Origin of the sequence: Methylobacterium terricola, from assembly GCF_006151805.1 — a bacterium.
Classification (GTDB): Bacteria; Pseudomonadota; Alphaproteobacteria; order Rhizobiales; family Beijerinckiaceae; genus Methylobacterium; species Methylobacterium terricola.
This window is the reverse complement of the sequence record NZ_VDDA01000013.1, coordinates 1-22,884: the sequence shown is the minus strand read 5'-3', so window position 1 is coordinate 22,884 and position 22,884 is coordinate 1. Positions and strand designations below refer to the sequence as shown.

Sequence of the window (22,884 nt, the reverse complement as noted above, 5' to 3'; positions counted from 1 at the left end):
GCACGGGCCGTCCCGGCCCCCTCACCGGAGTTCGAGCGTCAGGCTCCGGAACCGCTTGCCGTCCTTCGACTCCTCGCACGGCTTGCCGTCGGAGCCGAGCGCTTCACCGTCGTCGCTCAGCACCTGGACCCGGTCGCCGGCCGGGCTGACCAGCAGGGCCTCGGGCTGGAAGTCGGGAATCGCCGCGAAGGCCGCCGCCGCGCCCTCGACCCGGACCGGCTTCGCGGCCGGATCGCCCGACCAGCGGTAGAGGTCGAACGGTTCGCCGCCGCCGCCCGCCCCGCCGGCGAGGATCAGGATGGCCTTCGCGCCGGACGCGGAGGCGATGTCGCGGATGCCGCGGCCCTTGAGATCGAGGGCGACCGGGCTGCCCAGGCGCGGGGCGGCGCCGGTGATCGCCTCGGCCGGGTTCTCGAGCGGAACCAGCAGGGCGTTCGCGTCGGTGTCGAGGGGGTTGCGCAGGCCGAGCCAGAGGGATGTGCCGTCGCGGCGCGGCGCCATGCCCTCGATGTTGAAGCCCTTGCGCTTCGGGTCGAGGTCGTCCCGGGCCGGCACGTCGAGGCCGATCCGCGCCGCGAACAGGGGCGACAGGGCCGCGAAGGCTGCCGGCAATCCCCGCACCGCCTGGCCCTTCGGCACCAGGGCGGGCCCGCCGTCCGACTCCGTCACCGTCATCGCGACGAGCCGCCCGCGGCCGGGGCTCTGCTTGCCGCCGTGCCGGCGGCTGTGCGAGCCGAGCAGGTAGAGGTCGGGGCCGAGCCAGGTCGCGGATTCGAGGTCGGCCTTGCCGTCCTTGTCGCCGAGGCCGAGCGCGGCCGTCAGGTCGGCGCCCGCAAGGGGCAGCGCGCCACCGCTCGCGCCCGCCCGGTAGAGCCGCACCTCGTTGGACTCGTCGTCGACCACCAGGAAGCGGTCGCCGATGCTGCCGCGCGGGTACGGCACCGCGCCCGAGGCCTCGCACATCCCGCGATGCTCCAGCAGCGGGCCGACCTTCACCGGCTCGGCCGAAGCGGCGGACGCGAGGAGCGACAGGACGATTGCGAGGGATGGCAGGGGACGATGCATCGTGGCTCCCGGATTGGGCAGAAGGCGGAGGCGGTCGGAGACGTGCCCTCGCCGACGATCCTCCACGTCATCCCGGCGCCGAGCGGCAGAGCCCGGGATCCAGAGACGCCGATGCGCGCGGAAGTGCCGAAACGCGTTCCGATCCGTCCTGCACGCTCGGCGTGGTCCTCGGCTCCGCTGCGCGGCCCCGGGATGAGGCGGAGGGTCTCAAGGTTGCCGTGGAAGTCGAGCAGGTTTCCGTGAACGAAGACCTAGCGCGGGGCCGGTCTCAGCCCCCGGTCATCGGCGGGAAGAACGCCACCTCGCTCGCCCCGGCGAGCACCGTCTCCGGCTTGGCGTGGACCCGGTCGACGGCGGCGCGCACCACGCCCTCGGTCTCGAAGGCGTAGGCGTATTCCTCGCCGCGGCCCTTCAGCCACGTGACGAGGTCGGCGACCGTCGTCACCTCCGGCGGCAGGTCGAGGGTCTCCTCGGGGCGGCCGATCCGCTCGCGGACCCAGGCGAAATAGACGAGCTTCATCGTGGGTCGCTCATCTCTCGTCGTCGATGACGTGGCGGATGCCGGAGCGCATGTAGTCGTAGCCGGTATAGAGGGTCAGCGCCGCGGCGACCCAGAGCAGGACGAGCCCGAGCGTCAGGTTGCCCGGCAGCACCCGCTCGCCGGCGGGACCGGCGATCAGCACGCCGAGGGCCACGAGCTGCACCCCGGTCTTCCACTTGGCGACCCGGCTCACCGGCACGCCGACCTTCAGCTCGGCCAGGTACTCGCGCAGGCCCGAGACCAGGATCTCGCGGCACAGGATCACGATCGCCGCCCAGAGCGACCAGCCGCGGATCGTGCCGTCGGCACACAGCATCAGCAGGCTCGCGGCGACGAGGAGCTTGTCGGCGATCGGGTCGAGCATCCGCCCGAGCGCCGAGCTCTGGGCGTAGGTGCGGGCGACGTAGCCGTCGAGATAGTCGGTGATCGCCGCGACGACGAAGACCGCGACGGCGATCCAGCGCGCCGTCTCGTCCTGCGGCCAGAACAGCAGCGCCACCACGACCGGGACCGCGACCAGACGGCCGTAGGTCAGGAGGTTCGCAAGGTTCAGGGCCGTCGAGCGGCGCCGGGGCAGGACCACGTTCATTGCAGGTGGTGAAACCACGCGAGAGGCGGGGGCGTCAACAGAACTCGGCTCGGACGCGGCGTCGCGCATCGGCGTAACCTCAGGCATCCGCGTGAAAAAAGTCGTAGACGGCGCGGGCCGTCGCGGCATTCACCCCCGGCGCCTTGGCGAGGTCTTCGAGGGCGGCGCGCTGGATCGCCTTCACCGTCCCGAAATGGTGCAGGAGCGCGCGCTTGCGGGTCGGTCCGACCCCCGGGATCTCGTCGAGGGGGTTCTTCACCATCTCGCGCTTGCGCTTGGCCCGGTGTGCCCCGATGGCGAAGCGGTGGGCCTCGTCGCGCAGGCGCTGGACGAAGTAGAGCGTCGGGTCCCGCGGCGGCAGGCGGAACGGCGCCTGTCCGGGCACGAAGAAGGTCTCGCGCCCCGCATCGCGGTCGCGCCCCTTGGCGATGCCGACCAGCGGCACGCCGGTGACGCCGACCTCGTCGAGGGCCTTGCGGGCCGCCTCGAGCTGGCCGCGGCCGCCGTCGATCAGCACCAGGTCGGGCCAGGCCGGGAAGGCTTCCGCATCGGCCGGATCGGGCGCCGGCTCCGGCTCCGCCGGCCCCCCCTCGGCGGCGGCGCGGGCGGCCTCGGCCTGGGTACGGGGATGCTCCTTGACGAGGCGACCGAACCGGCGCTGCAGCACCTCGCGCATCATGCCATAATCGTCGCCGGGCTTCACCTCCTCGGACTTGATGGTGAAGGTCCGATAATGGGTCTTCATGAAGCCGGTCGGCCCCGCGACGATCATCGCGCCGACCGCGTTGGTGCCCATGATGTGGGAATTGTCGTAGACCTCGATCCGCCGCGGCGCGGCGGCCAGCCCGAACGAGGTGCCCAAGGCCGCCAGCAGCTTGCCCTGCGAGGCGGTGTCGGCGAGGCGCCGCGCCAGCGCCTCGCGGGCGTTGCGGGCGGCGTAGTCGACGAGGTTCTTGCGCTCGGCCCGCTTCGGGGCGTGGATCTCGACCCGGTTCTCGCTGCGCGTCGAGAGCGCGGCGGCGACGAGCTCCGCATCCTCGATCTCGTGCGAGACCAGCACCAGGCGGGGCGCCGGCTTGTCGTCGTAGAACTGGGCGAGGAACGAGGCCAGCACCTCGGCCGGGCTCATGCTGCGGTCGGCCTTCGGAAAGTAGGCCCGGTTGCCCCAGTTCTGCCAGTTGCGAAAGAAGAACACCTCGATGCAGAACTGCCCGGCCTGCTCGTCGAGGGCGAAGACGTCCGCCTCCTCGATGCCTTGCGTGTTCACGCCCTGCACGCCCTGGATGGCGGCGAGCGCGGCGATGCGGTCGCGGTAGCGCGCCGCCTTCTCGAACTCCCAGGCGTCGGACGCCGCCTGCATCTCGGCGGCCATGCGCTCCTTGACGGCGTTGGACTTGCCCGACAGGAAGCCGCGCGCTTCCGCCGCGAGGCCGGCATAGTCCTCGACCGAGATCTCGTGGGTGCAGGGGCCCGAGCAGCGCTTGATCTGGTAGAGCAGGCACGGCCGCGTGCGGTTCTCGAAGTAGCTGTCGGAGCAGGACCGCAGCAGGAAGGCGCGCTGCAGCGCGTTGACCGTGCGGTTGACCGCCCAGACGCTGGCGAAGGGGCCGTAATAATGCCCTGCCCGGCGCCGCGCGCCGCGATGCTTGACGAGCTGCGGCGCGTCGGAATCGGCGGTGAGCAGGATGTAGGGCAGGGACTTGTCGTCCCGCATCAGCACGTTGAAGCGGGGCTTCAGCTGCTTGATGAGGTTGGCCTCGAGCAGCAGGGCCTCGGTCTCGGTCGCCGTGGTGACGAACTCCATCGAGGCCGTCTCGGCGATCATCCGGGCGATGCGGTTGGTGTGCGCCTGGCCGCGGGCGTAGGACCCGACCCGGTTCTTCAGGTTCTTGGCCTTGCCGACGTAGAGCACGTCACCCTTGGCGTCGAACATCCGGTACACGCCCGGCGAGGTCGGCAGGGTGGTCCAGAACCGGCGGATCACCGCCGTGCCGGCCTGGATCGCGCCCGCGCCGGCATCGAGGTCGAAATCGATCTCGGGGGCGGTGTCGAGGGCGTCCACCGCCTCGTCGTCGTCCTCGATCGCGTCGAGGGCGTCGGGCGGCACGTCGTTCCCGGGCTGTCGGCTCATCCTGGCGATGTAGGCGGCGCACGCGCCGCTGGAAAGACCGTGTCCAGGCGTTAAAAGGCCACCCTTGGAAAAGCTCCTTGCCCGAGGTTCCGTCGCTTGACCCCGACCGCCGCATGACGCTCCGCGATTGCCGGACGCCCCGGATCCCGCGCCTCCGGCGCGACCGGCCGGCCGTGCGCACGTTCGAGAACGCCCTCTACCTGCCCCACAGCGCGGCGCGGGGCCAGCCCTCGGCCCTGTTCGATGCCGCTCGCCGCTTCATCCCTGAGAGCGTCGACATCCGCGGGCCGGGGGATACGCCGTCCTGGCAGCGCACCGACTGGCCGGAGGAATGGGCTGCGGGCCTGCCGGGGGACGTGCCCGAGGCGCCGGAGGAGACCTACCTCTTCCTCGGCGGCGCCCACCTGCATTACGGGCATTTCCTGGTCACCACCCTGCCGCGGTTCTGGCCCCTCCTCCAGGGGAGGCCGGCCGCGCCGATCCTCTGCTATGCTCCAACGCACGAGGCGCTGTGGCAGCCCTACCGCTTCGCCGTCGACATCCTGGGCCATCTGGGCGTCGGCGTGCGCGACATCCACGCCTTCGAGGCGCCCCGGCGGCTGCGCCGGGTGATCGTGCCGGAGCCGGCCTTCCGGGAGGAGGCCTTCGCCTACACGGTGTTCCGCGACCTGTGCCTGAGGATCGGCGCCGGCTGCTACGATCCGGGCGAGGTCGATGCCGACGACCGCCCGGCCTACCTCGCCAAGACGCGGCTGCCCGTCGGCGTGCGCCGCTTCGCCAACGAGGAGGCGGTGACGGAGATCCTGGCGCGGGAGGGCGTCGAGATCCTGCACCCGGAAGCAATGAGCTTCTCGGATCAGGTCCGGCTGTTCGCCCGGCGCCGGGTGGTGGCGGGCTCCCTCGGCTCGGCCCTGCACACCGCCCTGTTCGCGCCGCCCGGCCGGCGGGTGGCGGCGCTGAGCCCCTCGCCGCAGGTCAACCCGACCTTCCTGCTCGTCGATGCCCTGTGCGGCAACACCGTCGCCTACCTGCACCAGCCGGGCACGGCGGAGGTCGAGCCGGGCGCCTTCGGCAGCCAGCAGCGCCTCGCCGACCCGCGGGCGGCGGCGGAGGGGGTGTTGCGGCGGATCGAGCGGCTGGCGGCGGGGGAGCGCGGGGCCTTCGCGGCGGCGTGGGCGCGGCTCGGCCGGCTGGCGGGACGCGAGCCTTCAGAACAGTAATGAGGCCGTCATGCCGGTGGGGGCGCGGCGCCGACGCCCGGCATGTGCCGCGATGTCGGCCTCTTCATCGCCATCCTGGCACCGCACGGCATCGTACGGGATGATGCCAGGAGCGCCAGCGCCTGCTTGACCCGCGGGACGGCGTGAACGCCCGCCCCGTCCTTCCGGCGGCGCAGAGCGGAGTCCGGAACGACCGGGCGGGTCTCAGGTTCGCGCGATCCGGGCCACAGGCTCCGAGCGTTGTTTCGCGATACGGAGAGCGGTTGGCCGCGCTCAATCGAACAGCGCGTCGATGTCGTTCTGGTCGACGTGACCCGGATCCTCCTCGAGCTTCGGGCCGTTGAGCAGGCTGCTCTCGTCGTCGATGCTGACGCCGGCGCGCTCGCCCATCAGGTCCCGGAACGCCTCGATCCCGCCCCAGGCCTCGATCATCCGGTCGATATGGTCCTCGACGAACTTCAGGACGCTGACGATCTTGCTGATGCGCTGGCCGGTCAGATCCTGGAAGTTGCAGGCCTCGTAGAGCACCACGGTGCGTTCCAGGATCGCGTCGACGTCCGAGCGGTCCTTGAGCGCCCCGCTCGAGCGCAGGACCGAGGCGTGGGTCTCGATGTCCTCGACGGCGGCCAGGATGGTGGTGGTGGCCCGCTCCGTCGCCTCGACGACCGCGTCGAGCTCGCCGGCGGCCCGGCGCACGCCCTTGCCGTCGAAATCCTGCCGATGCAGCACCGCGATCTCGTGCTTGGTCCGGCCGATCGCGGCCTTCATCACGTCGAGCTCGTTGCGCAGCCCGTAGACCTCGGTGATCTCCCGCCGGCAGGCGTCGATGACGTCGCCGGTGGTGGTCTGGGTGAGCCGCTTCAGCTCGTTGACCGTTGCCAGGATCTCGGAGATCCGCTCGTCGTTGGCCGAGGGCGCCGAGGGAGCCGCCTCGATCGGGGTAGAGGAAACGCCGAGACTGTCCTCGATGCGGAAGCGCTTGTTCTTCATGGGTTCGAGAGAGCCTGCAACCGCGGCCGCATCGTACGGCCCACCCAGACAATGTCGCCAGGATTGATTGCGAATTGCTGAATGCCTGCCGGCGCGCGCGGCCGGGGTGACGAAGGATTCACGATGCGCCCGAATTAACGATTCGCGCCAGGGATTTAGCGAAACGCTCACCACGTTCCTTCACGGCCCGGTCTGGGCCCGCCTGCTCTCCTGGCGTCATGGTCGGCGGATGGCCGGCAGATGGTGGGGACGGGTGCGATGACGGTGCGCGGGATGGTGCTGGCCGGGGCGGTCGCGGCCGGGTTGGGGATCGCGACGTCTCCGGCCCTGGCGCAGGGAGCGTCGGGTGCCTATGGCGGCGGCTTCATCGAGTACCTGATGACCGGGCAGGACCCGAACGCCGTCGCCCGGGCCGTGCGCCCGATGCCGGTCGCCCCGGACGGCACGATCCTGGCCGGGCGCGGCACCCGCCCATCGGCCTACGCCCCGGATGCCTACGCGCAGCAACCCACCTATGGCCGCACCACGGGCTACGCCGTGGCGGGATATTCGGAGGCTCAGGTCGGCTACGCGCCGGTCGCCCCAGCCGCCTACCCGCGGTCCGGCGACCCGGTGCCGGCCCAGGCCTACCCAGCCCAGCCCTATCCGACCCAAGCCTACCCGGCCCAGGCCTATCCCACTCAGTCCTATCCCGCTCAGGCCTATGCGCCCGACCCGTTCGAGACGCCGCGAGGCCGTCCCATGCCGGCGCCGGTGCCGGAGGCGCGCGAGGAGGGGATCGGCCGGGCGATGGATGCGCGCTTCCAGCGCCAGGAGGTCGCCTATGACGGCGGCCAGCGGCCCGGCACCGTCGTGATCGACACGCCGTCGCACTTCCTCTACCTCGTCCAGCCCGGCGGCCGGGCCCTGCGCTACGGCATCGGCGTCGGGCGGCCGGGCTTCACCTGGTCGGGGATGAAGACGGTCAGCGCCAAGCGCGAATGGCCGGACTGGACCCCGCCGGCCGAGATGCTGCGCCGCCGCCCGGACCTGCCGCGCCACATGGCGGGCGGCCCCGCCAACCCGCTCGGCGCCCGGGCGCTCTATCTCGGCTCGTCGCTCTACCGCATCCACGGCACCAACGAGCCGCACACGATCGGCCAGTCGGTCTCCTCGGGCTGCATCCGGATGATGAACGAGGACGTGATGGACCTCTACGAGCGCGTGCCGGTCGGCGCGCGGGTGATGGTGATCTGACGCGACAGGGCCCCGCCGCGCTGCCGCGGCGGGGCCCTTCGTCATGAGACGGACGGCCGGTCAGACCCAGTCGTCGCTGCCGCTGTCGCCCATGTCGCCGTCGAACGAGGCGTCCTGGAAGCCGGCATCGTCGCCCCCGAGCGGAGCGCCGAAATCCTCGCTGCCGCCCTGGTTGCCGAAGTAGTTGTTCTCGACGACCGTGCCGCCGCCGGTCCCGGCGCCGCCGAGGCCCGCCATGCTACCGAGCGAGGAGTGCCCGCCCGCGAAGGCGTTGCTCAGCGCGCTGCCGAGCAGCATGCCACCCGCCGCGCCCGCCGCCATCGGCAGGGCGGTGGCGAGGAAGCCGCCGCCGCGCTGCTGCGGCGCCTGCGGCTGGCCGCCCCACGGGCCGCCCTGCTGCGGGGCGTAGCCCGGCTGCTGCGGCGGATAGCCCTGGGGCGGGCCGCCGTAGCCCGGCTGCTGGCCGTACCCACCGCCCTGGTTGCCCCAGGCGCCGGCGCGCTGCGGCGGCTGCTGCGGCTCGGGCCGGGACCCGCCGCCGAAGATGCTGGAGAAGAAGCCGCCGCCGCCCGAGCCCTGGCCGGCGCCCTGACCCTGGCCCGCGCGCTGCGCCTCGGCCCGGGCCTGCTCGAGCTGCTGGTTGAGGCTCTTGATCGCCTCCTCCTGCACGTAGACGAGCTGGGCCATGGCGTAGGGCGCATAGGGCTGGGCGCGGATCTTGTCGGCGATGAAGCGCTCCGCGTCGGCATCGCGGGGCTGCTGCGCGGCCTGCTCCAGTCGCTGGAATATGCCGTTGATGACGTCGCGTTCTTCGCTGTTCATGGAGCCGTACTCCTTCGGTGGCCGGTGGGCGGACCCGGCCCGGCGCCCACGAGATGGGAGGGGGGCCGGCATTTGTCACGGGGAGGCAACGCGCCAGCGCAGCGTTTTCGCCCACATCCTGCATGACGTTTTCGTCACGTCCCTTCATCCCCGGCGCCGTGTCTCGCGTGGGGCGGCCCTGCGGGGCCGCCCCGTGCCGATTGCCGCATCGTCCTGCCGCGACCCCGACTTTTACGGCGCCCGCATCCCCTGTTAAGGGGGAGCCGCGACGCGGCGCGTGCGGGTGCCGCCGGGAGGGAAGATCATGGATCGCAAGACGGTGGGTGGCGTGTCGGTGGCGGCGGTGCTGCACGACTTCGTGGTGAACGAAGCCCTGCCGGGGACAGGGATCGACCCGGAGGCGTTCTGGACCGGCCTGTCCGCCATCGTGCGCGATCTGGCGCCCCGCAACCGCGCCCTGCTCGAGACCCGCGACGCCCTGCAGGCGAAGATCGACGCCTATCACCGCGAGCGGGTCGGCAAGCCGGTCGACGAGGCAGCCTACAAGGCGTTCCTCACCGAGATCGGCTACCTGCTGCCCGATCCCGGCCCGGTCCAGGTGCGCACCGACAACGTCGACGACGAGATCGCGGCGATCGCCGGGCCGCAGCTCGTGGTGCCGACCTCGAACGCCCGCTACGCGCTCAACGCCGCCAATGCCCGCTGGGGCTCGCTCTACGATGCGCTCTACGGCACCGACGCGGTGTCGGAGGAGGGCGGCGCGACCCGGGGCGGCGGCTACAACCGCACCCGCGGCGCCCGGGTGGTGGCCCGCGCCCGCGCCTTCCTCGACCGCAACCTGCCGCTCGCCGGCGGCCGCCACGCCGACGTGGTGACCTACGCGGTCGAGGGCGGCCAGCTCGTCGGCAACATGAACACCGGCGACACCATCCCGCTTGCCCGGCCGGAGGCCTTCGTGGGCTATCGCGGCAAGGCCAGCTCGCCGACGGCGCTCCTCCTGCGCCATCACGGCCTTCACGCCGAGATCGTCCTCGACCGCACCCACCGGATCGGCCGCTTCGACGCGTCCGGCGTCGCCGACCTCCTGGTCGAGTCCGCGGTCTCGACCATCATGGACCTCGAGGATTCGGTCGCGGCGGTCGATGCCGACGACAAGGTCGTGGTCTACCGCAACTGGCTCGGCCTGATGAACGGCACCCTCTCGGCCGCGGTCGAGAAGGACGGGCGCCGCTTCGAGCGCAAGCTCAACCCCGACCGCACCTACACCGCGCCCGACGGCGCGGGCGAGGTCAGCGTGCCCGGCCGCTCGCTGATGCTGGTGCGCAATGTCGGCCACCACATGTTCACCGACGCGGTTCTCGACGAGACCGGCGCCGAGGTGCCGGAGGGCATCCTCGACGCTGCCGTCACCGCGCTGATCGCGATCCACGACCTCAAGGGCACGTCGGCGATCCGCAACAGCCGCCGCGGTTCGGTCTACATCGTCAAGCCGAAGATGCACGGGCCGGACGAGGTCGCCTTCGCGGTCGAGCTGTTCACCCGGGTCGAGGCGATGCTGGGCCTGGCGCCCAACACCCTCAAGATGGGCATCATGGACGAGGAGCGCCGCACCACGGTCAACCTCGCCGCCTGCATCAAGGCGGCGTCGGAGCGGGTGGTGTTCATCAATACCGGCTTCCTCGACCGCACCGGCGACGAGATCCACACCTCGATGGAGGCCGGCCCGGTCATCCGCAAGAACGACATGAAGGGCACGCCCTGGATCAAGGGCTACGAGGAGAACAACGTCGATGTCGGCCTCGCCTGCGGCCTGCTCGGCCGGGCACAGATCGGCAAGGGCATGTGGGCGGCCCCCGACGCCATGGCCGACATGCTGATGCAGAAGGGCGCCCACCCGAAGGCCGGCGCCTCGACCGCCTGGGTGCCCTCGCCGACCGCCGCGACCCTGCACGCGCTGCACTACCACGAGACCGACGTGAAGGCCCGCCAGCAGGAGCTGGCGCGCCGGCCGCGCTCGGCCCTCGACGAGATCCTGCAGATCCCGCTCGCCCGCTCGAACTTCGCCCCCGACGACGTCCAGCAGGAGATCGACAACAACGTCCAGAGCATCCTCGGCTACGTCGTGCGCTGGATCGACCAGGGCGTCGGCTGCTCCAAGGTGCCCGACATCCACGACGTGGCCCTCATGGAGGACCGCGCCACCCTGCGGATCTCGTCGCAGCACATCGCCAACTGGCTGCACCACGGCGTGGTGTCCGAGGCACAGGTGATGGAGACGATGAAGCGGATGGCCAAGGTGGTCGACCGCCAGAATGCCGGCGATCCGCTCTACCGGCCGATGGCGCCGGGCTTCGACGGGCCGGCCTTCCAGGCCGCCTGCGACCTGGTGTTCAAGGGCCGGGTGCAGCCGAACGGCTACACCGAGTACGTGCTGCACGCCCGCCGGCGCGAGGCGAAGGCCGGCGGCGCGCCGGCCTGAGGCAAGGCAGGGGAGGGGCGTCCGACGCAGGTCGGGCGCCCCGCTGCGGCTCGCGCGACCGTCCGTCCGCGGTGGCCGATCGGCCGGGCTTACGCCGCTTCGGGCGTCTCATGAACGCCCGCCATGATGCGACCGTCGTCGCCCGAGGCGTCCGACCAGGCCAGACGGACCTCCTCTCCGAGCGAGGCGAGAATCCGCATCAGGACGGGCAACGCGCAAGGCGTCATCTGTCAACTGACGTAACGTAATGAGGCGGCCTGCTCGGTTCCGGTGACGTCACACGCCCGCTCCCCGGTAAGTCGTCGGACTTCGAGGGCGAGTGCGATCTCGTTCTCTGCGGGATGTGGAACTCGCTCATCCGCGCGAGCGATCCTTCGCGCTGCCGATGGCGACCGGCCGGCGGACTGAATCCGTTCTGCAAGAGTGTCGTCAAGGCATCCGCCATCTCGCGAACCGGCTTGGGAAGGCCAGCAGAGGCGATCTGTGTGGCCCTGTTGACGACGATGACTTCGCGGCGGTCTTGCTGGTCCGGCCTGTCACACTTCATCCCTACGGCGCTCGCTCATCAGGAGCATGCCGCAAGGCAGTGATGGGAAACCATGAAGGGAGCCGGTCGCTCGATGACCGGTAGCGCCTGGTTCGTCGGCGTGCATGGAAATGATTGGCGGCCCGGATCATCCGATCCGGGCCGCCATCGATACACCGAACGGGACGCCGAAGCCCTAGAACGGGATATCGTCGTCCAGGTCGTCGTAGCGCTTCTGGTTGCCGCCGCTCGACGCCGGGGCCGGGCGCCGCTCGCCACCGCCGGACGAGGAGCGCCCGCCGGAGCTGCGACCACCGCCGCCATTGCCGCCGCCACCGCCGTAATCGCCGCCGCGGCTGATCTGGCCGCCGCCCATGTCGTCGGCGCCCATCTCGGACATGCCGCCCTCGGCCCCGCCGCCGCGGCCGTCGAGGATCGTCAGCTCGCCGCGGAAGCGCTGCAGCACGATCTCGGTCGTGTACTTCTCCTGGCCGGACTGGTCCTGCCACTTGCGGGTCTGGAGCTGACCCTCGACGTAGACCTTCGAGCCCTTGCGCAGGTACTGCTCGGCGACCCGGGCCAGGTTCTCGTTGTAGATCACGACCGAGTGCCACTCGGTCTTCTCCTTGCGCTCGCCCGACGCCTTGTCCTTCCAGGACTCCGACGTGGCCAAGCGCAGGTTCACCACCGGGTCGCCGGAGGCCAGCCGGCGGGTCTCGGGGTCGCGCCCGAGATTGCCCACCAGAATCACCTTGTTCACGCTGCCCGCCATCACGCTCTCCTCTCGTTCCATCTCACTCGGGCGCATGCCCGGCCGACGCCGCGGAACCGCTTCGGTCGCGCGAGTTGGGCCGAACAGGCCGGGACCGGCAAGGGCAGGGGGCGCCTTGTGCCCGCTACACACATGCCGGGACCCTGAGCCTGTTCTACATTTGTTCGATGAACGAGGCAAGCGCCGTCCGGGTTGTCCGGACGGCGCGATGGATCAGTCGAGCGCGTCGAGCGACTGCGCCACGTCGGCGATCAGGTCCTCGATCGATTCAAGGCCGATCGACAGCCGCACGGTGTCCGGGCCGACCCGGGCGGCCTCCTTGTCGGCGGCGGGCAACTGGCGGTGGGTCGTGGTCGCCGGGTGGATCGCCAGGGATTTGATCTCGCCGATATTGACGAGGTGCGAGATCAGGTTGAGCCCGGTGATGAACGTCTGGGCCGCCGCCTCGCCGCCCTTGAAGCCGACGGTGAAGATCGAGCCGGCGCCCATCGGCACGTAACGGTTCGCCATCGCCTCGCCGGGCTGGCCCGGCAGCGACGGGTAGCTGACCCAGGCCACCTTCGGATGGTCCTTGAGGAAGGCCGCGACGGCCTTGGCATTGGCGCAGTGGCGCTCCATGCGCAGCGGCAGGGTCTCGGTGCCGGTGAGCGTCAGGAAGGCGTTCATCGGCGACAGGCCGGGGCCGAGGTCGCGCAGGCCGAACAGCCGGCAGGCCACCGCGAAGGCGGTCTCGGGGAAGCGCTCGGAGACGACGAGGCCGTCATAGTCCGGCCAGGGCTCGTTGATCAGGTTGTAGCGGCCCGTCCCCTTCCAGTCGAAACGACCGCCGTCGCAGACGATGCCGCCGATCACCGTGCCGGAGCCCGACAGGAACTTCGAGGTCGAGTGGACGACGATGTCGGCGCCGTGCTCGATCGGCCGGATCAGGGCGGGGGAGGCGAGCGTATTGTCGACGACGAGCGGCAGGCCGTGCTTGTGCGCGACCGCGGCGACGCCTTCGAGGTCGATCACCGTGCCGCACGGGTTGACGATCGACTCGCACACGATCGCCCGGGTCTGCTCGGTGATCGCCGCCTCGAAATCCTCCGGCGTCAGGCCGCGGGTGAATTGCGGCACGAGGTCGTAGCGGCCCTCGAGCCGGCGCATCAGGCCGAGCGACCCGCCGAACAGCCGCGACGAGGCGACGTAGGCGTCGCCCGACCGCATCAGGGTCATCAGCACCAGCAGCATCGCCGACTGGCCGGAGGCCACCGCGACCGCGGCCTTGGCGCTCTCCAGCGCCGCGACCCGGCGCTCCAGGGCGGCCACGGTCGGGTTCGAGCCGCGGGAATACGAGAAGCCCGTCGCCCGCATGGCGAAGATGTCGGCGGCCTGCTCGTTCGATTCGAACACGAAGCCGTTGGTGAAGTAGATCGGCTGCGCCCGGGCGCCGGTCGCCGGGTCGGGGGCGGTGCCGGCATGGACCGCCCGGGTGGCGAAGTGCAGCTTGGTCGGATCGGTCATCGGAATCGTCCGTGGAAATGTCAGCTCACGCGGCGCGGCGCACGGTATCGTGCAGGGTCCGTACCAGGGCAGACGGTGCGTAGGGCTTGGGAATGAAGCGCGCGCCCGGCGGCATGTCGTGCGGGCCGGGGCTGCCCATGCCCGAGACCACCAGCACCGGGATGCGCGGCCAGCGCCGCGAGACCAGGCGGGCGAGAGCAAAGCCGTTCATCGAGCCGAGCGGCATGTCGACGTCGGTCATCAGCAACTCGACGTCGGGACGACTCTCCAGCACCGCGAGCGCCTGGTCGGCGTGGGGCGCTTCCAGCACGGTGAACCCGGCTTCGGCCAGGGTGTCGGCGGCCTCCATCAGCAGCAGGCCGTCATCCTCGACGAGGAGCACCACGGGAGCGGCGTCGCAGGCGGGGCTGGGCCCCCCGTGCTGCGCGTCGGAGGGCGTTCGATCCGGATCAGATGTCATCGCGGCCAATGCGAGCGGGGACGAAAGGTTGCTGCCTATGGGTCCGCTTGGCGGGGGTCAAGCGTGGCCGGATCAGGCCGCGGGACCGTGCGTCAGGTAGCCCCGTTCCGGGAACCGATCGTGCGCGCCGCCTTCGCGCGCCCGCAGGAAGGCTGGGTCGAGCAAGTCCCGCCCCGTCGCCGCGCGGCCCGTCCTGCCGTCAGGATCGCTCGGAGATCCCGTCCTGCATCGCCGCCAGCGGCGCCTCGAACTCCATCACCACCCCTTCGGTCGGGAAGCGCAGGCCGACCCGGCCACCGAAGCTGTGCACCAGGCTGCGCTCGATCAGCCGGGAGCCGAACCCGCCGCGCCGGGGCGGCGCCACGGGCGGGCCGTCGCTCTCCTGCCAGCGCAGGCGCAGCAGGGCCGCCTCGTCGCCGGAGAGCGCCCAGGTGACGGCGACGCGGCCCGCCGGGCTCGACAGGGCGCCGTACTTCGCGGCGTTGGTGGCGAGCTCGTGCAGCATCAGCGACAGGGTGAGGACCGCCCGCGGCCCGAGGCTGACCGCCGGCCCCGACGCGGAGAAGCGGCCGGCGAGCGCATCGATGTGCGGCGCCATCACCCCGGCGACGACCGCCGCGAGGTCGGCCTCGGCCCAGGCGCCGCGGATCAGCACGTCGTGCGCGTCCGAGAGCGCCATCAGGCGGCCGTTGAACGCCTCCATCGCCGCATCGACCGAGGTGGCGCTGCGCAGGGTCTGGGCCGCCACCGCCTGGACCAGCGCCAGGGTGTTCTTCACCCGGTGCGCCATCTCCTGCATCAGCAGCGCCTGCTGCTCCTCGGCCCGCTGCGCCTCGGTCACGTCGCGGGCGACGGCGAGCAGGCGTTCGGGCGCGCCATCGGGCCCCTGGATGGCGGAGACCACGACGTCCCACCAGCGTGGCGCGTCGCGGGGGCCGGAGGGGGCGCGGAAGCGCCCGGTGCGTCCGGTCCGGGCGGCGGCCAAGGCCACCTCGGCGGCGACGCGGTCGCCGTCCTGCCAGGACGCGGCCCAGGGGGTGCCGATCACGTCCTCGTCGGGCCGTCCGGCGGCGGCGCGGCCGCCCTCGCTCAGCCACTGCACCGTGCCGTCCAAGCTGAGGACCTGGATGCTGTCGCGGCTCGCCGCCAGCAGGCGCGCGGTGAAGGCCTCGCTCGCCCGCAGGCGGGCATTCAGCTCCTCGGCGGTGGCGAGGCGTGCCTCCCAGTCGGCTGCCGACCCGGGGAAGCCGGCCTGGGGGTCGGTTCCGGCCGCGCGCAGGAGCGCACGCAGGCGGGCGGTCTCCTCGCGGATCGCGCGACGGCGCCCCGTTTCCTCGGGGGAGGCGCGTTCGGCGTCGGCGTCGTGGGCGACCATCGCACCAGCCTCCAGACCCGCCCGGGCGGTCGTCGTCCGGGCCGGCGGCGGCGCAACGTGGCTGAGCCGTTTCCGGGGCTGGACCCCCGCAATAGATCACGGGAGCAGGCTTGGCGGCAATGCTTGGGGAAAATTTTCAGCCGCCGTCCGGCACCAGCGGAAGGGCGCCGGCGGCGTGGGGATCTTTTGTCGCGGATTGGCGTGGGACGGCCCAGCCGCTGACCGGCCGGGCCGCCGGCGTCAGGCCAGCGCCTGGTCGAGGTCGGCGATCAGGTCGCGGGGATCCTCGATGCCGACCGAGAGGCGCACCACCTCGGGGCCGGCGCCGGCCCGGGTCTTCTGCTCGTCGGTGAGCTGGCGGTGGGTGGTCGAGGCCGGGTGGATCACCAGCGAGCGCGTGTCGCCGATATTGGCGAGGTGCGAGAACAGCTTCAGGTTCGAGACGAGGGCGATGCCGGCCTCGTACCCGCCCTTGAGGCCGAAGGTGAACACCGCGCCGGCGCCGTGCGGGCAGTAGCGCTTGTGCAGCTGATGGTAGCGGTCGGTCTCGAGGCCCGGATAGCTGACCCAGGCCACCGCCGGATGGCGGCTCAGGTGCTCGGCGACCGTCTGGGCGTTGTCGGAATGGCGCTGCATCCGCAGCGGCAGGGTCTCGATGCCGTTGATGATCAGGAACGCGTTGAACGGCGACAGGGCCGGTCCGAGGTCGCGCAGGCCGAGCACCCGCACGGCGATGGCGAAGCCGAAATTGCCGAAGGTCTCGGACAGGACCATGCCGGCATATTCCGGCCGCGGCTGCGACAGCATCGGGTAGCGCGCGTCGCCGGCCCAGGTGAAGCTGCCGCCGTCGACGATCAGGCCGCCGATCGAGTTGCCGTGGCCGCCGAGGAACTTGGTGGCCGAGTGGACCACGATGTCGGCGCCGTGCTCGAACGGCCGGATCAGGTACGGCGTCGCCATGGTGTTGTCGACGACGAGCGGGATGTTGTGGCGCTTGGCGACCGCGGCGATCGCCGCGATGTCGGTGATGACGCCGCCCGGATTGGCGATCGACTCGATGAAGATCGCCTTGGTGCGCGGCGTGATCGCCGCCTCGAACGAGGCCGGGTCGTCGGTGTCGGCCCAGACGACGTTCCAGCCGAAGTTCTTGTAGGAGTGGTTGAACTGGTTGATCGAGCCGCCGTACAGCTTGTTGGCCGCGATGAACTCGTCGCCCGGCTGCATCAGGGCGTGCATCACCAGGAACTCGGCGGCGTGACCCGAGGCCACCGCCACCGCGGCGGTGCCGCCTTCGAGCGCGGCGATGCGCTCCTCCAGCACGGCGTTGGTCGGGTTGGTGATGCGGCTGTAGATGTTGCCGAAGGCCTGGAGCCCGAACAGCGAGGCGGCGTGGTCGACGTCGTCGAACACGAACGAGGTGGTCTGGTAGATCGGCGTCGCCCGCGCCCCGGTGGCGGCGTCCGGCGCAGCGCCGGCATGGATCGCGAGGGTGTTGAAGCCGGGCTGGCGGTCGGTCATGGCGTCCTCGGGCGTCGGTCTTTGGCCGACGTGCTTAGGACTTGGCGGGCCTGAGGGTCAAGCGCCGCCGCGCGCCCGTGCGCACAGTAAAGGCGGACGTTTTGCTGCGAGGGCGGGCTTCTCGATCATTGCGGAGAAGCAACGTCTCCAGATCGGGCCGGGCGGGAAAGATCGATCTCGCTAAACCGGAGTGGGGGCGGGCGACGAAACCTCGCCCGCCCCGTACCGCACTAGCGATAATGCCGGTGCCGGCGGTAATGGCGGTCGTGCCGGCCGCGCAGGGAGGTGCGGTAGGCGCGCCGGCCCGGATCGATGCCGAGCACGCCGTTGACGCCGCCGACGGCCCCGCCGACCGCACCGCCCACGATGCCGCCGACCGGGCCGGCGACGCGGTTGCCCTCGCGGGCGCCGCGCTGCATGCCGCCGGGGATGCCCTGCGCCTCGGCGGCGCCGGCGAGAGCCAGGGTCGAGACGGCGAGGGCGGCGAGGAGCCTGAGCTTCATGATCGGCACTCCGAGGCGGCCGGCGGGAGCCGGCCCTTCGAAGTGATAACGGGCGAGCGGGGCGTAAGGTGGCGGAGGCTCGGCGCGATCCGCCGCCGCCGTGACCGAAGCGTCACAGGCCCGGGGGGAGCCGGCTCGCCCCTCAATGATGCTGGTGGCCGCCCGCCGCCTCCGGCGCCGAGGCGCCGATGGCGCCGACGGCGAAGCGCACCGGCACCGTGCCGGCGCGGGCGAAGGTGAGGCTGCCCTCCAGGGTGTCGCCGGCCTTCACCGGGCCCTTCAGGTCGAGGAACATCAGGTGGTAGCCGCCGGGCTTGAGCACCACGGTCTCGCCGGGCTTGATCACGAGGCCGGCATCCACCGGCGCCATCTTCGCCACGCCCTTGTCCATCGACATCTGGTGCACCTCGCCGCGGCCGGCGAGCGGGATCGAGGCCGAGACGAGGCGGTCCGGTTCGGTGCCGGTATTGGTGACCTGCAGGTAGCCGCCCGCCACCTTGGCGCCGCCCGGCGTGGCGCGGATCCACGGCTGCTCGATGGTGAGGTCGCCGGCCTTCACCGGGCCGGCCGGAGCCGCTGCCGCGGGAGCGGTGCTGGCCGCCGCCACGATGCGCACGCCCGGCGCCGGGGACTTGAGGTCGCGGGCCGATTGGCCGGCCGCCGGCACCTCGCGCCAATCGACGACCGCGCCGTCGCATTGCTGGCGCACCGGGAAATAGACGGTGCCGCCCGGCGCCACGGCATCGGTGAGGCGAGCCTGGAACACGAACTCGTCGTACTGGTCGTCGGGCAGGGAGCCGCCAGTCCAGGCGATCTCCTTCACGCCCTCGGTGATCGTGCCGTGATGCGACGGGATGGGCCGGGCGTACGCGCCCTTGACGGTCGAGAGCTGCCAGCCGGCCTTCGGCATCGGCTTGGCCGCGACCACGCCGTCGGGGATCGTGACGGTGAGGCCGGTGGTCGGCTTCCCGTCGCAGCCATGGCCGATCTGGACCACGCCGCGATAGGTCTGGTTCGGGCTCGCCTGCGTGACGGCGAGGACCGCGTGGGCGAGGGCGGGGGCGGCGGCAAGGGAGAGCGCGGCGGCGAGGCCGGCGCGGAACGGGAACGTCATGGAATCGGGTCCTGAAGGAGCGTGACGGGTGGGGGCGGCGAGCGCCCGGTCGAGGTCACGCGGCCGGGGGACCGCGGGCGGAGGCGGGACCGGCTGCCGGGGAGCGCAAGGCTGCGGTGGCGGCGACGCGCCAGACCGGGCCGAGGGCGGCGCGGCGCGGCCATGCCTGCCCCGCCGCGGGCGCCGGCGGCGCGACGGAGCCGGAGCAGGCGAGGGGGCAGCAGGCATGGGGGTGGACGAGGCCGTCGCGCCCCGGTGAACCCGGGTGCTCCTGGCACAGGATGCCGATCCCCGCCGCGACCGGCGCGGGGCCGAGGCCGGTCAGGAAGGCCTGGAGCACCAGCCCGTAGAGCGTCAGCACGGCGACGACGGCGCGCCCGCGCGCCGCCCTCCCGCCCGATCGATGCCCGTGCTCGCTCATCCCGGCAGACATAGCCGAGGCGGCCGGGTTCCGCCACGGGAGCGGCGAAACGCGCTCGCCGGCCGCGTTGCACAATTGCCGCAGTCCACAGCTCAGCTCGACGCTTCACAGCCATGCCCGCCCGGCGCCACATTCTGGCCCGGTCCTCATAGTGTCTTAACCGCATCCCGGCACCGTCACGGGCCATAGAATGGGGCGCAACCCGGCGGCGAAGCCGTCTCGTTGGACTCGTCGCCCCCGCAGGTTCGAGAGCAGATTTCCCATGCTGACACGCGTTTCCCTCACCGGTTCGCTCGGTCTGGCTCTCCTGGCCGCCACCGCCGTCCCGGCCCTGGCGCAGGACCGGGGCGGCGCGCTGGCCCAGGCCGAGTGGGCACAGAACTACGATTCCGCCGCCACGATGCGGGTGCAGCGCTCCAACACGCCGATCCTCTCGCCGCAGACCCTGACGGCGACCGAGCAGATGGTCGAGCGCTACCGCGACATCGTCGCCCGCGGCGGCTGGCAGTCGGTGTCGGGCGCCGAGCGCCTGCGCGTCGGCTCGAAGAGCCCGGCGGTGACCGCCCTGCGCCAGCGCCTGATCGTCTCCGGCGACCTCGACCCGGCCGCCGGCTCCTCGCCGGTCTACGATTCCTACGTCGAGGCCGGCGTGCGCCGGTTCCAGGCCCGCCACGGCCTGAACCAGACCGGTTCGATGAACATCACGACCGTGCAGGCGATGAACGTGCCGGCGGATGTCCGCCTGCGCCAGCTCGAGCTGAACGCGGTGCGCCTGCGCTCCTACTCGGGCAACCTCGGCGAGCGCTACGTCATCGTCAACATCCCGGCGGCCCTGGTCGAGACGGTCGACGGCGACCACGTCGCGACCCGTCACGCCGCCGGCGTCGGCAAGATCGACCGCCAGTCGCCGATCATGAACGCCAAGATCCAGGAGGTGAACTTCAACCCCTACTGGACGGTGCCGGCCTCGATCATCAAGAAGGACCTGATCCCGAAGATGCAGAAGGATCCGGCCTACCTGACCGACAACAAGATCCGCATCTTCAACGGCGACCGCGAGATCCCGCCGTCGCAGGTCAACTGGCACTCGGACGAGGCGACCCGTTACCGCTTCCGCCAGGATCCCGGCGTCGACCTGAACTCGATGGGCTTCGTGCGGATCAACATCCCGAACCCGCACGGCGTGTACATGCACGACACGCCGGCCAAGGGCATCTTCGGCGACGATTTCCGCTTCGTCTCGTCGGGCTGCGTGCGTGTACAGAACGTGCGCGAATACGTGTCCTGGATCCTGCAGGGCACCCCGAACGCCAACCCGGACACGATCGAGTCGATCATCCAGGGCGGCCAGCGGGTCGATGCCCGGCCGGTGGCGCCGATCCCGGTCTACTGGACCTACATCACCGCCTGGTCGACCCCGGACGGCCTCGTGCAGTTCCGCGACGACATCTACAAGCGCGACGGCGCCGGCGCCCCGACCGCCTCGATGGCCGCCGCCGCCGCCGGCCCGCGGAACTTCAACCCCGACGCGCCGGACGACGACCGGACCAACTGATCGCCGCGAAACGGTTCACCACGACGACGGCCCGGGCGTGAGCCCGGGCCGTTTCGTTTGGGTCGGGACCGACCCGGTCATCGCGACGATCCCCGCCTTCCGTCCGGGCTCCGCCGCGCGGCACCGGACGGACAGGGCGGGTCTTGCTGTCGGCGGGGTCGATCGAACCGTTTCCCAGCCCAGGACACCACCATGACCCAAGACCCGGAATCCCGCCTCGACGCGCTCGAGACCCGCATCGCCCACCAGGATGCGACGATCGAGGACCTGAACCGCATCGTCACCGAGCAATGGAGCGCGATCGATCTGCTGACGCGGCACCTCGCGGCCCTGCGCGAGCGGGTTCGCGAGATGGCCGAGCGCCCGGCGCAAGCCGGCGACGAGCCGCCGCCGCCGCATTATTGAGAGAGCCGCCCCGGACCGCGAGGCCCGGGGCGGACGGGCGATCAGAACGTGCCGAACTTGAAGTTCAGGCCGGCGCGCACCAGGCTGCCCTCGGTGCGGAAGCGCGAGACGTAGCCGACGCCCGGGCCGCCGGTCGAGGCGACCAGCAGGTTGCGGCTGCCGAGGTCGTAGCGCAGGTACTCGACCTTCACCGTGACGGCGTTCGACTTGAAGAAGTTCAGGAACGAGTCGGTCGGCAGGGCGTACTCGACGCCGCCGCCATAGGCGTAGCCGGTCTCGATCCGCGAGCGGCTGCCGAAATAGGTCTGCGGCGCGCCGGTCTGGAAGGCGACCGTCTGGGTCACGTCGCCGTAGGCGAAGCCACCGGTGCCGTAGACCAGGAACCGGTCGAAGGCGTAGCCGATCCGGCCCCGCACCGTGCCGAGGAAGCTGAGATCGGCCCGGTAGGTGTTGGTCAGCTGGTTCGGGTTGAACGCCGGCAGGAAGATCGACTCGGTGCGGCGGCGGTTCAGGTCGGTATAGGCGGCGTCGGCCTCGAGGCCGACGACGATGCCGGAGCCCGGCGTGAACTGGTAATTGTAGCCGACCTGGCCGCCGGCGGTGAAGCCGTCCTGCGCCAGCGGGACGCTCCCGCGGCGCAGCCCGTTATTCACGTTGGCCTGGAGCGCGCCGATGCCGACGGTGGTGACCCGGTCGGCCTCGGTATAGGCGTAGCCGGCATTGATGCCGAAATAGGCCCCGGTCCAGGTGAAGACCGGAACCGGCGTGAAGACCGGCGGCGGCGCGACGCGCCGCGGCAGGTCGGCGGCGGAGGCAGCGCCGACGGACAGGGCGACGGCGGTGCCGGCAGTGAGCAGCGACTTCAGCATGGATCCCGGATTTCCCTCTTGCGCGATCAAGACGCCGCCAACCTGTGCCCGGCCGCCGCACGGCCTCCAAGGGCCTGACAGTCACGCCGTGGGAAAATCCGGCGCCCGGTCCTCGTCAAGGCAAGAGTTTCGGCCGCTTCTTCGCTCGACGTGGCCGGAATGACACGATCCGGAGGGCAGAAAGACTGTCTATAAAATTTTCGTGAGTCGGGATTAAAGACCGTGACTGGTGAATGTTCGGGGCGCGACGCGTCGATCGCTGACCGCCACGGGTGGCGGTCGACGCGGCGCCGAGGGGTGCGAGGTCCCGCCCCTGCCGCCCGGATGCCGCGCCGGGGGAGGGCGCCCGACCCCGCGAATTTTCCCCAACGGCGCTTTCAATTTTTTTGAGTTTATTTCTCGTCGGTTCAAATCCAATCTGCGCGCAGATCGGGACCGGCCGCCGGTCACGATCACCCCGTCACACGGGCCGATGCCCGGTGGCGCACGCGGCGGAAGGTCCGGCCTTCGTGGCCTTGGACTCTCGGTCGCCCGCGTGTAGAAGCCGGCCGATCCCGATCCTTGACTTCCGCGCCGGCGCTCCGTCCGGGCGATTCCCGACAACCCTGAGGCCATCATGAGCGTGGGCACCGCCGCCACTTCCCGGTCCAACTCGTTCTTCTCCGCGTCCTTGTCCGACGTCGATCCGGAGCTCGCCGGTGCGGTCGCGCAGGAGCTCGGCCGCCAGCAGCACGAGATCGAGCTGATCGCCTCGGAGAACATCGTCTCCCGCGCCGTCCTCGAGGCGCAG

Annotated in this window: 20 protein-coding genes and 1 pseudogene; 6 read left to right on the top strand and 15 right to left on the bottom strand. The window is 71.4% G+C overall.

Translation table 11 applies throughout. The annotated features are described in order from the left end of the window. Window positions 1-21: 21 nt before the first annotated feature. The 4 genes from FF100_RS23270 to uvrC form a co-directional block, all read right to left on the bottom strand. Complete coding sequence (locus FF100_RS23270; RefSeq protein WP_139038151.1) at window positions 22-1,065, bottom strand: DUF3616 domain-containing protein; 1,044 nt, start codon at window positions 1,063-1,065, stop codon at window positions 22-24. A gap of 268 nt (window positions 1,066-1,333) precedes the next feature. Then, complete coding sequence (gene moaD / locus FF100_RS23265; RefSeq protein ID WP_139038150.1) at window positions 1,334-1,585, bottom strand: molybdopterin converting factor subunit 1; 252 nt, start codon at window positions 1,583-1,585, stop codon at window positions 1,334-1,336. 10 nt (window positions 1,586-1,595) lie between these two features. Next, entirely contained in the window at window positions 1,596-2,195 is a 600-nt protein-coding gene (gene pgsA / locus FF100_RS23260) for a CDP-diacylglycerol--glycerol-3-phosphate 3-phosphatidyltransferase (protein WP_139038149.1), read from the bottom strand. Between the two features lie 79 nt (window positions 2,196-2,274). Then, a complete protein-coding gene (uvrC, locus tag FF100_RS23255; RefSeq protein ID WP_139038148.1) occupies window positions 2,275-4,326 on the bottom strand; it encodes an excinuclease ABC subunit UvrC in 2,052 nt (683 codons plus the stop codon). A 113-nt stretch (window positions 4,327-4,439) separates the two neighbouring features. Here uvrC and FF100_RS23250 point away from each other — a divergent pair, with 113 nt between their 5' ends. After that, window positions 4,440-5,546, top strand: coding sequence for a glycosyltransferase family 61 protein (locus FF100_RS23250; protein ID WP_139038147.1), 1,107 nt, complete (start codon window positions 4,440-4,442; stop codon window positions 5,544-5,546). Between the two features lie 273 nt (window positions 5,547-5,819). Here the strand turns inward: FF100_RS23250 and FF100_RS23245 are convergent, their stop codons facing one another. Then, window positions 5,820-6,536 (bottom strand): protein phosphatase CheZ, encoded by a 717-nt coding sequence (locus FF100_RS23245; RefSeq protein WP_139038146.1) that lies wholly within the window; start codon window positions 6,534-6,536, stop codon window positions 5,820-5,822. A gap of 240 nt (window positions 6,537-6,776) precedes the next feature. Between FF100_RS23245 and FF100_RS23240 the strand changes: the two genes are divergently transcribed. Then, window positions 6,777-7,772 carry a L,D-transpeptidase gene (locus tag FF100_RS23240; protein ID WP_281287311.1) on the top strand — a complete coding sequence of 332 codons (996 nt, stop codon included), beginning with the start codon at window positions 6,777-6,779 and terminating at the stop codon, window positions 7,770-7,772. Window positions 7,773-7,832: 60 nt separating this feature from the next. Here the strand turns inward: FF100_RS23240 and FF100_RS23235 are convergent, their stop codons facing one another. Next, window positions 7,833-8,594 (bottom strand): DUF2076 domain-containing protein, encoded by a 762-nt coding sequence (locus FF100_RS23235; RefSeq protein WP_139038145.1) that lies wholly within the window; start codon window positions 8,592-8,594, stop codon window positions 7,833-7,835. A 304-nt stretch (window positions 8,595-8,898) separates the two neighbouring features. Between FF100_RS23235 and FF100_RS23230 the strand changes: the two genes are divergently transcribed. Next, on the top strand, window positions 8,899-11,073 hold the full coding sequence (locus tag FF100_RS23230) for a malate synthase G (RefSeq protein ID WP_139038144.1): 2,175 nt from the start codon (window positions 8,899-8,901) through the stop codon (window positions 11,071-11,073). Window positions 11,074-11,795: 722 nt separating this feature from the next. On the opposite strand, the gene ssb is transcribed toward FF100_RS23230, so the two are convergent. The 8 genes from ssb to FF100_RS23190 form a co-directional block, all read right to left on the bottom strand. Next, window positions 11,796-12,371: a single-stranded DNA-binding protein gene (gene ssb / locus FF100_RS23225; RefSeq protein ID WP_139038143.1), complete on the bottom strand. Its 576-nt coding sequence runs from the start codon at window positions 12,369-12,371 to the stop codon at window positions 11,796-11,798. Window positions 12,372-12,584: 213 nt separating this feature from the next. After that, on the bottom strand, window positions 12,585-13,874 hold the full coding sequence (locus FF100_RS23220; RefSeq protein ID WP_139038142.1) for an O-acetylhomoserine aminocarboxypropyltransferase/cysteine synthase family protein: 1,290 nt from the start codon (window positions 13,872-13,874) through the stop codon (window positions 12,585-12,587). Between the two features lie 25 nt (window positions 13,875-13,899). Next, the gene (locus FF100_RS23215) at window positions 13,900-14,334 is read right to left on the bottom strand and encodes a response regulator (protein WP_139038141.1); all 435 of its coding nucleotides are present in this window, start codon (window positions 14,332-14,334) and stop codon (window positions 13,900-13,902) included. Between the two features lie 199 nt (window positions 14,335-14,533). Further along, window positions 14,534-15,709 (bottom strand): sensor histidine kinase, encoded by a 1,176-nt coding sequence (locus tag FF100_RS23210; RefSeq protein ID WP_139038140.1) that lies wholly within the window; start codon window positions 15,707-15,709, stop codon window positions 14,534-14,536. A gap of 240 nt (window positions 15,710-15,949) precedes the next feature. Next, a complete protein-coding gene (locus tag FF100_RS23205) occupies window positions 15,950-17,227 on the bottom strand; it encodes an O-acetylhomoserine aminocarboxypropyltransferase (protein ID WP_139038139.1) in 1,278 nt (425 codons plus the stop codon). A gap of 230 nt (window positions 17,228-17,457) precedes the next feature. Further along, a complete protein-coding gene (locus tag FF100_RS23200; protein WP_139038138.1) occupies window positions 17,458-17,730 on the bottom strand; it encodes a hypothetical protein in 273 nt (90 codons plus the stop codon). A gap of 142 nt (window positions 17,731-17,872) precedes the next feature. After that, window positions 17,873-18,844, bottom strand: coding sequence for a DUF1775 domain-containing protein (locus FF100_RS23195; protein WP_139038137.1), 972 nt, complete (start codon window positions 18,842-18,844; stop codon window positions 17,873-17,875). Between the two features lie 55 nt (window positions 18,845-18,899). Continuing rightward, complete coding sequence (locus FF100_RS23190) at window positions 18,900-19,265, bottom strand: hypothetical protein (RefSeq protein WP_139038136.1); 366 nt, start codon at window positions 19,263-19,265, stop codon at window positions 18,900-18,902. A 262-nt stretch (window positions 19,266-19,527) separates the two neighbouring features. Here FF100_RS23190 and FF100_RS23185 point away from each other — a divergent pair, with 262 nt between their 5' ends. Further along, entirely contained in the window at window positions 19,528-20,820 is a 1,293-nt protein-coding gene (locus FF100_RS23185; protein WP_139038135.1) for a L,D-transpeptidase family protein, read from the top strand. 192 nt (window positions 20,821-21,012) lie between these two features. Continuing rightward, the gene (locus FF100_RS23180; protein WP_139038134.1) at window positions 21,013-21,225 is read left to right on the top strand and encodes a SlyX family protein; all 213 of its coding nucleotides are present in this window, start codon (window positions 21,013-21,015) and stop codon (window positions 21,223-21,225) included. A 41-nt stretch (window positions 21,226-21,266) separates the two neighbouring features. Here FF100_RS23180 and FF100_RS23175 read toward each other — a convergent pair whose 3' ends face one another. Beyond that, window positions 21,267-22,094 (bottom strand): outer membrane protein, encoded by an 828-nt coding sequence (locus FF100_RS23175; RefSeq protein ID WP_139038133.1) that lies wholly within the window; start codon window positions 22,092-22,094, stop codon window positions 21,267-21,269. Window positions 22,095-22,710: 616 nt separating this feature from the next. On the opposite strand from FF100_RS23175, the pseudogene glyA reads away from it, so the two are divergent. After that, window positions 22,711-22,884, top strand: a pseudogene (gene glyA / locus FF100_RS23170) (serine hydroxymethyltransferase); the annotation flags it as partial.

What these genes read in the sequence shown, in the direction of transcription:
- FF100_RS23210 (WP_139038140.1), bottom strand. Translation starts at nt 15,709, where the DNA reads ATGGTCGCCCACGACGCCGACGCCGAACGCGCCTCCCCCGAGGAAACG.
- ssb (WP_139038143.1), bottom strand. Translation starts at nt 12,371, where the DNA reads ATGGCGGGCAGCGTGAACAAGGTGATTCTGGTGGGCAATCTCGGGCGC.
- FF100_RS23230 (WP_139038144.1), top strand. Translation starts at nt 8,899, where the DNA reads ATGGATCGCAAGACGGTGGGTGGCGTGTCGGTGGCGGCGGTGCTGCAC.
- FF100_RS23185 (WP_139038135.1), top strand. Translation starts at nt 19,528, where the DNA reads ATGCTGACACGCGTTTCCCTCACCGGTTCGCTCGGTCTGGCTCTCCTG.
- FF100_RS23200 (WP_139038138.1), bottom strand. Translation starts at nt 17,730, where the DNA reads ATGAAGCTCAGGCTCCTCGCCGCCCTCGCCGTCTCGACCCTGGCTCTC.
- FF100_RS23215 (WP_139038141.1), bottom strand. Translation starts at nt 14,334, where the DNA reads ATGACATCTGATCCGGATCGAACGCCCTCCGACGCGCAGCACGGGGGG.
- FF100_RS23195 (WP_139038137.1), bottom strand. Translation starts at nt 18,844, where the DNA reads ATGACGTTCCCGTTCCGCGCCGGCCTCGCCGCCGCGCTCTCCCTTGCC.
- pgsA (WP_139038149.1), bottom strand. Translation starts at nt 2,195, where the DNA reads ATGAACGTGGTCCTGCCCCGGCGCCGCTCGACGGCCCTGAACCTTGCG.
- FF100_RS23240 (WP_281287311.1), top strand. Translation starts at nt 6,777, where the DNA reads ATGGTGGGGACGGGTGCGATGACGGTGCGCGGGATGGTGCTGGCCGGG.
- FF100_RS23175 (WP_139038133.1), bottom strand. Translation starts at nt 22,094, where the DNA reads ATGCTGAAGTCGCTGCTCACTGCCGGCACCGCCGTCGCCCTGTCCGTC.
- FF100_RS23205 (WP_139038139.1), bottom strand. Translation starts at nt 17,227, where the DNA reads ATGACCGACCGCCAGCCCGGCTTCAACACCCTCGCGATCCATGCCGGC.
- moaD (WP_139038150.1), bottom strand. Translation starts at nt 1,585, where the DNA reads ATGAAGCTCGTCTATTTCGCCTGGGTCCGCGAGCGGATCGGCCGCCCC.
- FF100_RS23190 (WP_139038136.1), bottom strand. Translation starts at nt 19,265, where the DNA reads ATGAGCGAGCACGGGCATCGATCGGGCGGGAGGGCGGCGCGCGGGCGC.
- FF100_RS23235 (WP_139038145.1), bottom strand. Translation starts at nt 8,594, where the DNA reads ATGAACAGCGAAGAACGCGACGTCATCAACGGCATATTCCAGCGACTG.
- FF100_RS23250 (WP_139038147.1), top strand. Translation starts at nt 4,440, where the DNA reads ATGACGCTCCGCGATTGCCGGACGCCCCGGATCCCGCGCCTCCGGCGC.
- FF100_RS23245 (WP_139038146.1), bottom strand. Translation starts at nt 6,536, where the DNA reads ATGAAGAACAAGCGCTTCCGCATCGAGGACAGTCTCGGCGTTTCCTCT.
- FF100_RS23270 (WP_139038151.1), bottom strand. Translation starts at nt 1,065, where the DNA reads ATGCATCGTCCCCTGCCATCCCTCGCAATCGTCCTGTCGCTCCTCGCG.
- uvrC (WP_139038148.1), bottom strand. Translation starts at nt 4,326, where the DNA reads ATGAGCCGACAGCCCGGGAACGACGTGCCGCCCGACGCCCTCGACGCG.
- FF100_RS23180 (WP_139038134.1), top strand. Translation starts at nt 21,013, where the DNA reads ATGACCCAAGACCCGGAATCCCGCCTCGACGCGCTCGAGACCCGCATC.
- FF100_RS23220 (WP_139038142.1), bottom strand. Translation starts at nt 13,874, where the DNA reads ATGACCGATCCGACCAAGCTGCACTTCGCCACCCGGGCGGTCCATGCC.